The sequence below is a fragment of the Thermomonas paludicola genome, from assembly GCF_024498955.1.
GTDB lineage: Bacteria > Pseudomonadota > Gammaproteobacteria > Xanthomonadales > Xanthomonadaceae > Thermomonas > Thermomonas paludicola.
On record NZ_CP093311.1, the window covers coordinates 1,979,850 to 1,992,270 of the forward strand.

A 12,421-nucleotide genomic window follows, 5' to 3' on the forward strand; every position below is an offset into this window, starting at 1 on the left:
CGCCGCACTTTAACCCAGCGCCAGCGCCATTACTCCGGCCAGACAATCTCCGGCCTGCCCGCATCCTTGCGCGGCATCGGCACCGCCGCGACGGCGTTCCACACCTTCAGCGCATCCACGGTCGCCGCCACGTCGTGCACGCGCAGGAAACCGGCGCCATTCTGCGCAGCGATGACATGCGCGGCCAGCGACCCGGCCATGCGTTCGCGCGGATCGCCGCGCCCGGTGATCTCGCCGATGCTGCGCTTGCGTGAAAGCCCGGCGAGCACCGGCACGCCCAATTCGGTGAAGCGGCGCAATTGCGCCAGCAGCTGCATGTTGTGCTGCGTGGTCTTGCCGAACCCGAAGCCCGGATCGACGACGATGCGTTTTCTGTCGATACCCGCCATCTCGGCGGAGAAAATGCGCTCGGCCAGGAAACGATGCACCTCGGCTACCACGTCATCGTAGTGCGGCGCGTCCTGCATCGAGCGCGGCTCGCCCAGCATGTGCATCAACACCACCGGCACGCCCAGGCCGGCAGCAGCATCCAGCGCCCCGTCGCGACGCAATCCATACACGTCGTTGATCATCCCGGCGCCAGCGGCAACCGCGGCGCGCATGACCTCGGGTTTCGAGGTATCGATGCTGATCGGAAGCGTCGTTTCTTTCGCCAACCGTTCGATGACCGGAATCACGCGGTGAAGCTCTTCTTCAAGCGACACATCGCTGGCGCCCGGGCGCGTGGATTCGCCGCCGATGTCGAGGATATCCGCACCTTCCTCCGCCAACCGCAGCCCGTGCGCCACCGCCGCATCGGCATGCGCGTCGCCACCGGAAAACGAATCCGGGGTGACATTCACGATGCCCATGACCCGGGGACGATCGAGCTTGAGGAGGCGGCCTGCGCAGTCGAGTTGCGGGGAGGTATCGAACATGGATCAGATCCCTACGGCTTCACTGGTGGTGGGCATCGGCAGGCCAACCGTCTTGCAGAAGTCCGCCATCCTGGGGTCTTGCTTGTAGCGCATGAGCAGCGGATCGATCAGCAGATTGCCGATGCCGGGGTCGTGAACTTCGTGCGCCTTGTCCAGCCACCGGAACACGGCCTTGTCGTCGCGACGCAATGCCTGCACTTGCGCCACCTGGAACGGCGCAACGTCTCCATAGTCCTTGATCAACAACGCCAGCGCCGCATCCGCAGCCTGCCGATCCTTGCCGATCTGCAGCGCCATCGCGCGCGCAATGTCATGCCACACACCTTCGGGCTCGTTGTTGGCGGCATCAAGCGCCGCCTTCGCATCGCCGCGCTGGATTTCGATGATGGCAAGTTGGGCCCACGTTGAACTGCCCTGCGGGCTCAGCGCGATGGACTTCCGGATCGCCGCCTCGGCGTCATCGATCCGTCCAAGTCCCGACAGGTAAGCGCTATACCAATTCCACCAGTTGGGCTGGAGTGGGTCCGATGCGATGGCGTCACCGCTCAGCTTCACTGCCTCCGTCAACTGTCCCTGCAGGGCTTTCATGCTGGCAAGGCTGAATTTCGTTTGCAGGTTGGAAGGTGACAGCTGCTGCGCAGCTTCATACTCGGCACCCGCTCCCGCCCAGTCCAGAGTCTCATTCTCCAGCAACCAGCCTCGTGCCAGGTGCGCATCTCCCATGTCAGGTGCCAGCGCCAGCGCCTTGTCACCCGCCAGGCGGGCCTTCGCATACGCGGCCCTGGCGTCATTCCCCGTCAGATACAGCGCGGCCAGGGTTGTCCAATACCGCGACAGCCGTGCCCACGCCATCGCATAACGGGGGTCCAGCGTCGTGGCATGCGTGTACTCATCAATGGCCCGACGAGTATCGCGCTCGTTGCCGAGATCAACCAGGAAATTCGCGCGCAAAAACGCGTTGTAGGCCTCCAGATTGCCGCTGGGCGGGCGATGACCCATCACGTCGGCAGTCGGTGACAGCAGCGCCACGTTCAGCGTATCGGCAATCGACTTGGAAAGCTCGTCCTGCAAGGCGAACAGGTCGCCGCCGGGCCGCTCGAACCGTCTGGAAAACACCGACGCCCCAGTGTGCGTATCCACCACTTCCGCGCGCACCCGGATCTTGTCGCTGGAGCGCTGCACGCTGCCGGTCAGCAGGTAGGACACGTTCAGCTTGGCCCCGATGGTGCGGGGGTCGTCCTTGCTGTTGCGGAACAGGAATGAGGACGAGCGGCCACTCACCCGCAGCCCTTCGATGGAAGACAGTACATCGATGAGATTTTCCGACAAGCCATCGGAGAAGAACCGTTGGCTCGGGTCGCCGCTGGCGTTCACCAGCGGCAGCACCGCAATCGATTTCTGCGCGGTAGCAGAGGCTGCATCGCCTGCAGCCGCCGCATCAGCCAGGCTGGTGGCATCCCGACGCAGCACGAACTGGTTGGTCGCAAGCAACACCACGGCGACGACCAGCACGCCGATGATCCAGATGTCCAGGCGGCGCCTGCGCGCGCGCTCCGCGCCTTCGTCCAATGCGATTTCGGACTCGCGCCTGACGCCGTCGGGGGTGAATTCGTAATACCAGGAAAACGCCACCCAGAACGGGAACCCGATCGCGCCCGCCGCCACGAACCAGCGCACCGACCAGTCCGGGATATCGAACACCGGCGCCAGCTGGGCAACCCCCTGCGCCAGCGCCCAGACTCCCCCCACGTACAGCGCCGCCGCACGCAGTACATTGCGCCGCTTGAGCTGCTGCATCAGTCCCGCAAACTTGCCCAAAGCCCACTCCTTGCGCAGGTGCCGGCCCAGTATCCGGAAACAGTCCGCCATCGGCAAATCCGCGGCCCGGCCCAATGAAAAGGCCGGGACATGCCCGGCCTGCCTTCACGCGCGCACCACCGACGGCGCAGCTCAGTTCTGCACCACCGGGCCACCAATCGGCGCGGCAGGAGGCACGCTGCCGCCCCCCGCCCGGCCACTGCCGGACTTGTCCCAGTCCATCGGCGGCGGGACGTCGCGGCCTTCCATGATCGCGTCGATCTGCGGCACGTCGATGGTTTCGTACTCCAGCAGCGCCTTCGCCATCGTGTGCAGCTTGTCCAGGTTCTCGCTCAGCAACCCGGTCGTGCGCGCATAGGCGCGATCGAGAATGCTGCGCACCACCTCGTCGATCCTGCTCGCGGTCTCGTTGGACACGTTCTTGTGCTGGGTCACGCTGCGGCCCAGGAAGACCTCGTCCTCTTCCTCGCCAAAGGTGATCGGGCCGAGCTCGGACAGCCCCCATTTGGTGACCATGTTGCGCGCCATCTTGGTCGCGCGCTCGATGTCATTGGACGCGCCGGTGGTTACCTTGTCCTCACCGAAAATCAATGCTTCGGCCACGCGCCCGCCGTAAAGAGAAGCGAGCTGGGATTCGATCGCGGTGCGGTTGTAGCTGTACTTGTCGCCTTCCGGCAGGTACATGGTCACGCCCAGCGCACGTCCCCTGGGAATGATGGTGACCTTGTACACAGGGTCGTGTTCGGGCACCAGCCGGCCCACGATGGCGTGCCCGGCCTCGTGATACGCGGTAAGCGTTTTTTCCTGCTCGCTCATCGCCATCGAGCGGTTCTCGGTGCCCATCATGATCTTGTCGCGCGCCTTGTCGAAGTGCGCCATGCGCACGTCCTTGGCGTTCTCGCGCGCCGCAAACAACGCCGCCTCGTTGACCAGATTGGCCAGGTCCGCGCCACTGAATCCCGGCGTGCCGCGGGCAATCGTCATCGGCAGCACGTCATCGGCCAACGGCACCTTGCGCATGTGCACCTTGAGGATCTGCTCGCGGCCGCGCACGTCCGGCAGGCCCACCACCACCTGGCGGTCGAAGCGGCCCGGGCGCAGCAGCGCAGGATCCAGCACGTCGGGGCGGTTGGTCGCGGCGACCACGATCACGCCCTCGCCCCCCTCGAAGCCGTCCATTTCCACCAGCAACTGGTTGAGGGTCTGTTCGCGTTCGTCATGCCCGCCGCCCAGGCCGGCGCCGCGATGGCGACCGACCGCGTCGATTTCGTCGATGAAGATGATGCACGGCGCGTGCTTCTTGGCCTGCTCGAACATGTCGCGCACGCGGCTGGCGCCGACGCCGACGAACATTTCGACGAAATCCGAACCGGAGATACTGAAGAACGGCACCTTGGCTTCGCCTGCGATGGCCTTGGCCAGCAGGGTCTTGCCGGTGCCGGGTGGCCCCACCATCAGCACGCCGCGCGGGATCTTGCCGCCCAGCTTCTGGAACTTGGACGGGTCCCGCAGGAATTCGACCAGTTCGGACACTTCCTCCTTGGCCTCGTCGCAACCGGCAACGTCGGCAAAGGTGATCTTGGTCTGATCCTCATTCAGCAACTTGGCACGCGAACGCCCGAACGACATGGCGCCCTTGCCGGCGCCCCCGCCCTGCATCTGCCGCATCATGAACAGCCAGAAACCGATGATCAGCAGCACCGGCAGGAAATTCAGCACCAGCGACCAGAACGAAATCCCCGATTCCGGCGGCGCCTGGCGGATCTCGACCTTGTGTTCGATCAAATCGTTGATCAGGTCCTTGTCGCGCACCGGCGCGGTGGTGCTGCCCTTGCTGCCATCGGCGCGCTCGAAGCTGATGCCACGCTCGTTGCTGGCGATATCGACCGCCTTGATGCGATCGGCTTCCACGTCACTCACGAATTGCGAATAGACCACGTCCTGGCTGGCGGCCAGCTTCGGGGAGAAGCTCTGGAAGACCACCATCAGCACGACGGCGACCACCACCCAGAGCAGCAAATTCTTCGCGAGATCGTTCATGTCGTCCTTATGTCGCCTTCGTCACTTCAGTTGTGCCAGCTTGCCCTGCGCCAGCGCGTACACCTCCGGCGAGCGCTTGCGCGATGCCGCCGGTTTGCGGATCACCACCTTGGCATAGCGCCGCCGCAGTTCCCGCACGAACTCGTCGAATCCCGTTCCCTGAAACAGCTTGATCAGGAACGTACCACCGGGACGCAGCTGGCCATCGGCGAATTCCATGGCCAACTCGGCCAGATGCATCGCGCGCGGCTGATCCACCGCATCCATACCACTCTTATTGGGGGCCATATCGGAAAGCACAAGATCCACCGGCTGCCCGCCAAGCATGTGCAGCACTTGGGATAGGACGGCATCGTCCCTGAAGTCTCCATGAAGGAACTCGACCCCGGCCAGCGAGGGCATTTCCAGAATGTCGCTGGCGATCACCCGCCCGGGCTTGCCCGGATCAAGGCGGTCCAGCTCCTGGCGGATCCATTGCGACCAGCCACCAGGCGCCGCGCCCAGATCCACCACCACCATGCCCGGCTTGAGCAGGCGATCGCGCTCCACCAGCTCCTCCAGCTTGTAGGCCGCGCGCGAGCGCATGCCTTCGGCTTGCGCCTTTTTCACGTAGGGATCGGAGAAATGTTCCTTCAGCCAGCGCTGGCTGGATTTACTGCGGGTGGCCATGCCTGTCGTCCCCCTCGCCGCAAGGGGGAGGGTTGGGGTGGGATCCGGATATCAGCCGCGGGCGGCATCCGGCCCCTGCATGATACCCTGCTGCCCCCCATGATTCCGCTGCGTGACGTATGCCCATCGCCCTGACCAATGCCCAGATCCGCTTCCTGCGCGGGCAGGCACACGACCTGAAAGCGATGCTGCAGGTGGGTGGCAAGGGCATCACGGACGCGCTGGTGGCCGAGGTCGACGGCGCCCTGGAACATCACGAACTGATCAAGATCAAGGTGGCCGCCAGCGATCGCGAGCTGCGCGATGCGATGATCGCCGACTTGGCGGAACGCAGCGATGCGGCGCTGGTGCAACGCATCGGCAATGTCGCGGTGCTCTACCGTCCGGCCAAGGACAAGCGGCAGATCGTGCTGCCCCGCACCTGACCGCCATGCAACTGAACCTGGAACATCCGGATTACCGGTATTTCCTGCGCGGGGCAAACGGCCACGGGGCGCTGGTCAACACCCGCCAGCTGGCCAGCAGCTTCGTGATCGCGCCCGATGCCTTGATCGAACATTGGCCGGTGCAGGATGCGGCGGACATGGCGCCGGCCGACCTTGATCCGCTGTTGGCCCTGCAGCCGGAGATGATCCTGCTCGGCACGGGGGCCGTCCAGCGCTTTCCGTCGGGCGCCGTGATGGCCGCCTGCCTGCAACGGGGCGTAGGTCTGGAAGTGATGAACAACGCGGCAGCCGCGCGCACCTACTCGGTGCTGGCTGGCGAAGGCCGCCGGGTGGTGGCGGGGTTCCTGATCGCCGCGGGCTGAACACCACCCCTGCCGCCCGCGCAGCCTGGTTGCCGCCGCGTTGATTCGCGGCTAATGTTTCCCCATCTCACTGATATTCGCGGGCGACGCGCCAGCCGCGCCGCCCGTATTGCTTTGCAGGAGTTTTGCCGACATGAGCGCCACCAACCAACACCCCGCCCTGCTGCTGTCCCGCGTGGACGTGGAGCGCATCGAGGATCTGCTGGAGCTGCCGCAGTTCCGCGCGCTGAATACCGCCGCGCTGCGTCAGGAACTGGCGCGTGCGGAACTGGTGGAGCCGCAGGACGTGCCGGCCGACGTGATCACCATGAATTCCACCGCCAAGGTGCGGGTGATCAGCGAAGATCAGGGCGAGCACGAGTACGAGTTGACGCTGGTCTATCCGCGCGACGCCGACGGTAGCGGCGAAAAGGTGTCGATCCTGGCGCCCGTCGGCAGCGCACTGCTGGGCTTGCGCGTGGGCAGCAGCATTGACTGGCCGATGCCAGGCGGCCGCAGCGCCCGCCTGCATGTGCTGGCGATCCACTACCAGCCGGAAGCTGCAGGCAGTCTGCACCGCTGAGGGCCTTGCCTGCGCTTTGCGCACCGGCGAGGTTGCGGCGCGGGGTGTGGTGGCTCACGTGCGGCTGGCCACCAATCGCCCCAACTCGCCCAGCATGTCCCACGACGCCAGGCCGCGCCCGTCCAGATGGTGCAGAAAGACCATGCGCAGCGGCACGCGCAGGCTGGCCAGCTCGTCCGGGAACGCGGGCGGCACGTCCCGCCCCAGCGCGAGCAACGCGCTGCCGGTTGCACTCAACCGCCGCTCATCAGCGCGCTCAGTGAGCACCCGCAGCGCCCCGCGTTCCGCCTCCAGCCGATAGCGCGCCGCCGCATCGATTGCCTGCCCGTCGGCGTCCGCCGAGAAGTCCAGCCCCAGGCCCAGGGCCTGCAGCACGTCGCGCTCGAAGCGACGCAACGTCCACGCCAAGGGCTCGCCCCGGCGCAGGCGCTCGCGCACGTCGGCATACACTGCGACCAATTCCGGCTGCGGCACGTGACGCGGCGCCAGCCGCAGGCACAGTTCATTGACATAAAACGCCGCCATCGCGGCATCACCCTGCAACAGCGGGGCGGCATCCGTCGCTTCGGCCATCCTCAGCTGCGCCAGCTCGCCGCGCTGCACCGCATCGAAACGGATCGACTGCAGCGGTTGCAGCGCCGCCCGCAATGCATGCCGTTTGGGCCCCTGCACGCCGCGCGCCACCAGCCCGACGCGGCCATGTTCGGCGCTCAACACCTCCACCAGCAGGCTGGTTTCGCGCCAGAGGCGCGCGTGCAGGACGAAAGCGGGTTCGCCCGTGAACTGCATCGTCAGTCGTGATAACCCAGCGCGCGCAGGGCGGCTTCGTCGTCGCTCCAGCCTTCGCGCACGCGCACCCAGGTTTGCAGGAAGACCTTGGCATCGAACAGGCGCTCCATCTGCAGCCGGGCGCGGCTGCCGATCTCGCGCAGGCGCTCGCCCCCCTTGCCGATGACGATGGCCTTCTGGCCGTCCCGCTCCACCCAGATCACGGCATCGATGCGGTACATCACGCCGGCCTTGGGCGAAGGCTCTTCCTCGAACTTTTCCACTTCCACCGTCGTGGCATACGGCAGCTCTTCGCCGAGCTGGCGCATCAACTGCTCGCGGACCAGCTCGCCGGCGAGGAAGCGCTGGCTCTTGTCGGTGATTTCGTCCTCGCCGTACATCGGCTCGGCCTCGGGCACCAGGTCGAACAACGTCGCCACCAGCGCCTCCAGGCCGCTGCGCTTGAGCGCCGACAACGGGTGCACGGCGGCGAACTCGCGCCCTTCCGCCACCTTCGCGATGAACGGCAGCAGTGCGCCCTTGTCCTTGAACTTGTCCACCTGGTTGACCACCAGCACCACCGGCAAGCCTGCATCGCGCATCGCATCGAAGGCCAGCGCGTCCTCGGCGTCCCAGCGCCCGGCTTCGATGACCAGCAGCGCCACGTCCACGCCCTCCAGCGCACCGCGCGCCGCGCGGTTCATCATTCGGTTCATCGCCTTGCCCGAGCGCTTGCCTTGCTCGCCGTGGATGCCGGGTGTATCCACCAGTTGCAGCTGCCCGCCGGGGAACGTGGCGATGCCCAGCAGCCGGTGCCGGGTGGTCTGCGGACGGTTGGAGGTGATGCTGATCTTGGCCCCCACCAGTGCATTGACCAAGGTGGATTTGCCGACGTTGGGCCGACCGATCACGGCGACCGCACCGCTGCGCTGGGCTGGAGCATTCATGCTTCGATTTCCTTGAGCGCGGCCTCGGCCGCCTGTTGTTCCGCCGCGCGCCGCGAACTGCCTTCACCCTCGGTGCACAGTGCCGGGGTGGCCAGCGTGCAGCGGATCCGGAACACCCGTGCGTGATCTTCACCGCCTTCGTGCAGCAGCGCATACACCGGCAGCGGGTGCTGCCGGCCCTGCAGCCATTCCTGCAGGCGCGTCTTGGCATCCTTGCCCACCTTGTTCGGCGCCGGCAGCGCGGCGAGCAGCGGCTCGAACCACGGCAGCACGGCGGCGCGGCAGGCGTCAAAGCCAGCGTCGAGATAAATCGCTGCCACCAAAGCCTCGACCGCATCGGCCAGGATGGAATCCCGGCGATGACCGCCCGTCTTCATTTCGCCCGGCCCCAGCACCAGCTTCGGGCCGATGTCCAGCGTGCGGGCAATGCCGGCCAGCGCGGATTCGCGCACCAGCTCGGCGCGCGCGCGGGTCAGGGCACCTTCGTCGGCACCGGGCCAGCACCGATACAGCACCTCGGCGACGAACTGGCTGACCAGCGCGTCGCCGAGGAATTCCAGACGCTCGTTGTGCGGGCTGCCGGCACTGCGGTGAGTCAGCGCCTGCCGCAGCAGCGCAGGCTCCGCGAATTCGTGGCCGGCAAAGGCGTTCAGGACGCCATCACTCCGCACCGGCACCGCGCGCCAGCTTCTGCTCCGCGTGGAACTTGCCGACCACGTCGAGGTTGGCCATCAACGACTCGCGGCGCTCGTAGTCCATCACCAGGTTATAGCCGCCATCGGTGCTTTCGATCTTCAGCATCTCCGGCTTGATGACCTTGACGTAGTCGATCTGCAGGCTCCGGGCAAACAGGCTGCGGATCTTGTCCTTGCCGCTTGCGGCTTCCGGGTTGTTTGCGACAGTCGCCATGATCTTCTTCACCGAATAGAACTCGATGTACATCGGCACGATCTTCATCGCCACGAAGGCAAAAAAGATCAGCAGGGTCAGGGTGAGCAAAAACCCCACCATGGTCATTCCGCGCTGCGACTTCTTCATTCGTGCATCCCCTCTTGGTTGGACTGACTGGACTTGATCAAGGAATACGCGTTCCGATGCGGGAAACGTCCACCCAATGGTCGGCGCTGGCATCGAAATTCATCCACACCATGAACGCCTTGCCGCGCAGGTTGGCTTCCGGCAGGAAGCCCCAAAACCGGCTGTCTTCGCTGTTGCCGCGGTTGTCGCCCATCACGAAATAATGCCCCGCCGGAACCGCCCAGTCACCATCGGCCATGCTGAACTCGCGCTCCAGCACGAAATGCGGGTGCCCCGGCAGGCCTTCGGTCAGTTGGTTGTCGCCGGTTTCCCCCTGGCCCTGGCCAACCCCGGTGTACACGCCTTCCACCCGGTAGGGCAGCACTTGCCCATTCACGCTGACCTTGTGGTCGTGGTAGCCGATGTGGTCGCCAGGCAGTCCGATCACCCGCTTGATCCAATCCTCGCGCGGGTGCTGCGGCGGACGGAACACCACCACGTCGCCGCGCTGCGGCTCGCCGATGGCGAAAAACTTTTTATTGTTGATCGGCAGCCGCAGGCCGTAGGAAAACTTGTTGACCAGGATGAAGTCGCCGATCAGCAGGGTCGGCATCATCGAACTGGACGGGATCCGGAACGGCTCGGCGACGAAGCTGCGCAACCCCAGCACCAGCGCCAGCACCGGGAAGAAGGATTTCGCGTAATCGACGAGCGCCGGATCCTTCGCTTCGCCGGCCGCCGCTGCGGCGGCGCGACGTTTGGCGAAGAACAGCCTGTCCAGCAGCCAGATCAAACCGGTCAGCAGGGTCAGCAACACCAGAATCGTTTCAAACCACACCATCATGCGATGCTCTCCCTTTGCCCCTCATGCGTTCCCGGCCGACGCGCCCGGTGCGCCCGTGCGGGGACAAGAAAAACGAATTCTCCCCGCTTGGCGGGAAGGCGAAAATCACTTGTTGTCCACCTGCAGCACCGCCAGGAAGGCTTCCTGCGGGATTTCCACGCGCCCGACCTGCTTCATCCGCTTCTTGCCTTCCTTCTGCTTCTCCAGCAGCTTTTTCTTGCGCGTGGCGTCGCCACCGTAGCACTTGGCCAGCACGTTCTTGCGCATCGCCTTGACCGTGGTGCGGGCGATGATCTGGCCACCGACGGCCGCCTGGATCGCCACGTCGAACATCTGCCGCGGGATCAATTCCTTCATCTTTTCGGTCAGCTCCCGCCCACGGCGATCCGCGTGCGAGCGATGAACGATGATGGACAACGCATCCACCCGGTCGCCGTTGATCAGCGTATCCACGCGCACGAACGGGCCGGCATCGAAGCGCAGGAAATGGTAGTCCAGCGAGGCGTAGCCGCGACTGACCGACTTCAGCTTGTCGAAGAAGTCCAGCACCACCTCGGCCATCGGCAATTCGTAACTCACCTGCACCTGGCTGGCCATGTAGGTGATGCCGACCTGCACGCCGCGCTTGTCCTCGCACAGCTTGATCACGCTGCCGATGTAGTCGGGCGGGGTGAGGATATTGGCGCGGATGATGGGTTCGCGGATTTCCTGCACCTGGTTGATCGGCGGCAGTTTCGCCGGGTTGTCCATCGGCACGATGCTGCCGTCGGTCTTGAGCACCTCGTAGATCACCGTCGGTGCGGTACTGATGAGGTTGAGGTTGTACTCGCGCTCCAGCCGCTCCTGCACGATCTCCATGTGCAGCATGCCGAGGAAGCCGCAGCGGAAGCCGAAGCCCATCGCCTCCGAGCTTTCCGGCTCGAAGCGCAGCGCGGCGTCGTTCAGGCGCAGCTTGTCGAGCGCCTCGCGCAGGTCCGGATAATCCTCTGCATCCACCGGGAACAGGCCAGCGAACACGCGCGGCTGCATTTCCTGGAAGCCGGGCAACGGCTCCGGCGCAGGGTCGGCCAGCAGGGTCAACGTATCGCCCACCGGCGCGCCGTGGACATCCTTGATGCTGGCGTTGATCCAGCCCACCTCACCCGCACGCAACGCGGGCATCTCCTTGCGCTTGGGGGTGAACACGCCGACCTTGTCGACCAGGTGCCAGCGCCCGGTGGACATCACCAGGATCTTGTCGCCGGGCTTGATCTCGCCCTGCATCACCCGCACCAGCGACACCACGCCCAGGTAGTTGTCGAACCAGGAGTCGATGATCAGCGCCTGCAGCTTGTCGGAGCCGCGCGGCGTGGGCGGCGGGATGCGCTGGACGATCGCTTCCAGCACGTCGCCGACGTTGAGCCCGGTCTTGGCGCTGATCGCCACCGCGTCGGTGGCGTCGATGCCGATCACGGCCTCGATCTCTTCCTTCACCTTGTCGATGTCGGCCGTCGGCAAATCGATCTTGTTCAGGACCGGCACCACTTCCAGCCCCTGCTCCACTGCGGTGTAGCAGTTGGCCACCGATTGCGCTTCCACGCCCTGCGCCGCATCCACCACCAGCAATGCGCCTTCGCAAGCCGCCAGCGAGCGGCTGACCTCGTAACTGAAATCGACGTGGCCGGGGGTGTCGATGAAATTCAGGTAATAGGTATTGCCGTCTTTGGCCGTGTACGGCAAAGAAACCGACTGCGCCTTGATGGTGATGCCGCGCTCGCGCTCGATCGGATTGTTGTCGAGCACCTGCGCCTCCATCTCGCGCGCGGTCAGGCCGCCGCACAGCTGGATGATGCGATCCGCCAAGGTCGATTTGCCGTGATCGACGTGGGCGATGATGGAGAAGTTGCGGATGAACCGCATCGAGTCGTGCTGCATGGGGGCTGTGCTGTAGGCGGCGACGGCAGCGGGAGCGCAGCCTGTCTGGAAGTTAGCCGTTCATTATCGCACAGCCCCGCCTCCGCCTTGCCGGCGAAGGCGGAACCACGCATTGCT

Annotated in this window: 13 protein-coding genes; 3 read left to right on the top strand and 10 right to left on the bottom strand. The window is 65.3% G+C overall.

From position 1 onward, the window contains the following. Positions 1-29: 29 nt before the first annotated feature. The 4 genes from folP to rlmE all read right to left on the bottom strand — a co-directional run bounded on the left by folP (position 30) and on the right by rlmE (position 5,444). Positions 30-917, bottom strand: coding sequence for a dihydropteroate synthase (gene folP / locus LIW09_RS09260; RefSeq protein WP_256645358.1), 888 nt, complete (start codon positions 915-917; stop codon positions 30-32). A gap of 3 nt (positions 918-920) precedes the next feature. Next, a complete protein-coding gene (locus LIW09_RS09265; protein ID WP_256645359.1) occupies positions 921-2,786 on the bottom strand; it encodes a tetratricopeptide repeat protein in 1,866 nt (621 codons plus the stop codon). A gap of 81 nt (positions 2,787-2,867) precedes the next feature. Next, complete coding sequence (ftsH, locus tag LIW09_RS09270) at positions 2,868-4,775, bottom strand: ATP-dependent zinc metalloprotease FtsH (protein ID WP_256645360.1); 1,908 nt, start codon at positions 4,773-4,775, stop codon at positions 2,868-2,870. A 21-nt stretch (positions 4,776-4,796) separates the two neighbouring features. Continuing rightward, positions 4,797-5,444 carry a 23S rRNA (uridine(2552)-2'-O)-methyltransferase RlmE gene (rlmE, locus tag LIW09_RS09275; protein WP_256645361.1) on the bottom strand — a complete coding sequence of 216 codons (648 nt, stop codon included), beginning with the start codon at positions 5,442-5,444 and terminating at the stop codon, positions 4,797-4,799. 119 nt (positions 5,445-5,563) lie between these two features. Between rlmE and yhbY the strand changes: the two genes are divergently transcribed. The 3 genes from yhbY (at position 5,564) to rnk (ending at position 6,814) form a co-directional block, all read left to right on the top strand. Beyond that, positions 5,564-5,869 carry a ribosome assembly RNA-binding protein YhbY gene (yhbY, locus tag LIW09_RS09280; RefSeq protein ID WP_256645362.1) on the top strand — a complete coding sequence of 102 codons (306 nt, stop codon included), beginning with the start codon at positions 5,564-5,566 and terminating at the stop codon, positions 5,867-5,869. A gap of 5 nt (positions 5,870-5,874) precedes the next feature. Continuing rightward, positions 5,875-6,252, top strand: coding sequence for an Mth938-like domain-containing protein (locus LIW09_RS09285; protein WP_256645363.1), 378 nt, complete (start codon positions 5,875-5,877; stop codon positions 6,250-6,252). A 133-nt stretch (positions 6,253-6,385) separates the two neighbouring features. Continuing rightward, a complete protein-coding gene (rnk, locus tag LIW09_RS09290; protein WP_256645364.1) occupies positions 6,386-6,814 on the top strand; it encodes a nucleoside diphosphate kinase regulator in 429 nt (142 codons plus the stop codon). A 54-nt stretch (positions 6,815-6,868) separates the two neighbouring features. Here the strand turns inward: rnk and recO are convergent, their stop codons facing one another. The 6 genes from recO to lepA form a co-directional block, all read right to left on the bottom strand. After that, positions 6,869-7,603, bottom strand: a complete 735-nt coding sequence (gene recO / locus LIW09_RS09295) for a DNA repair protein RecO (RefSeq protein WP_256645365.1) — start codon at positions 7,601-7,603, stop codon at positions 6,869-6,871. Between the two features lie 2 nt (positions 7,604-7,605). Continuing rightward, complete coding sequence (era, locus tag LIW09_RS09300; protein WP_256645366.1) at positions 7,606-8,529, bottom strand: GTPase Era; 924 nt, start codon at positions 8,527-8,529, stop codon at positions 7,606-7,608. After that, positions 8,526-9,200 (bottom strand): ribonuclease III, encoded by a 675-nt coding sequence (rnc, locus tag LIW09_RS09305; protein ID WP_256647200.1) that lies wholly within the window; start codon positions 9,198-9,200, stop codon positions 8,526-8,528. The genes era and rnc overlap by 4 nt, the downstream gene beginning before the upstream one ends. Next, on the bottom strand, positions 9,190-9,567 hold the full coding sequence (locus LIW09_RS09310; RefSeq protein WP_256645367.1) for a DUF4845 domain-containing protein: 378 nt from the start codon (positions 9,565-9,567) through the stop codon (positions 9,190-9,192). The genes rnc and LIW09_RS09310 overlap by 11 nt, the downstream gene beginning before the upstream one ends. 37 nt (positions 9,568-9,604) lie before the next feature. Beyond that, positions 9,605-10,387, bottom strand: coding sequence for a signal peptidase I (gene lepB, locus LIW09_RS09315; RefSeq protein ID WP_256647201.1), 783 nt, complete (start codon positions 10,385-10,387; stop codon positions 9,605-9,607). A 108-nt stretch (positions 10,388-10,495) separates the two neighbouring features. Next, positions 10,496-12,289, bottom strand: a complete 1,794-nt coding sequence (lepA, locus tag LIW09_RS09320; protein WP_256647202.1) for a translation elongation factor 4 — start codon at positions 12,287-12,289, stop codon at positions 10,496-10,498. Positions 12,290-12,421 lie beyond the last annotated feature (132 nt).

Bases quoted from the DNA above. Each gene is read 5' to 3' on its own strand.
- folP (WP_256645358.1), bottom strand. From the start codon at position 917: ATGTTCGATACCTCCCCGCAACTCGACTGCGCAGGCCGCCTCCTCAAG.
- LIW09_RS09265 (WP_256645359.1), bottom strand. From the start codon at position 2,786: ATGGCGGACTGTTTCCGGATACTGGGCCGGCACCTGCGCAAGGAGTGG.
- ftsH (WP_256645360.1), bottom strand. From the start codon at position 4,775: ATGAACGATCTCGCGAAGAATTTGCTGCTCTGGGTGGTGGTCGCCGTC.
- rlmE (WP_256645361.1), bottom strand. From the start codon at position 5,444: ATGGCCACCCGCAGTAAATCCAGCCAGCGCTGGCTGAAGGAACATTTC.
- yhbY (WP_256645362.1), top strand. From the start codon at position 5,564: ATGCCCATCGCCCTGACCAATGCCCAGATCCGCTTCCTGCGCGGGCAG.
- LIW09_RS09285 (WP_256645363.1), top strand. From the start codon at position 5,875: ATGCAACTGAACCTGGAACATCCGGATTACCGGTATTTCCTGCGCGGG.
- rnk (WP_256645364.1), top strand. From the start codon at position 6,386: ATGAGCGCCACCAACCAACACCCCGCCCTGCTGCTGTCCCGCGTGGAC.
- recO (WP_256645365.1), bottom strand. From the start codon at position 7,603: ATGCAGTTCACGGGCGAACCCGCTTTCGTCCTGCACGCGCGCCTCTGG.
- era (WP_256645366.1), bottom strand. From the start codon at position 8,529: ATGAATGCTCCAGCCCAGCGCAGCGGTGCGGTCGCCGTGATCGGTCGG.
- LIW09_RS09310 (WP_256645367.1), bottom strand. From the start codon at position 9,567: ATGAAGAAGTCGCAGCGCGGAATGACCATGGTGGGGTTTTTGCTCACC.
- lepB (WP_256647201.1), bottom strand. From the start codon at position 10,387: ATGGTGTGGTTTGAAACGATTCTGGTGTTGCTGACCCTGCTGACCGGT.
- lepA (WP_256647202.1), bottom strand. From the start codon at position 12,289: ATGCGGTTCATCCGCAACTTCTCCATCATCGCCCACGTCGATCACGGC.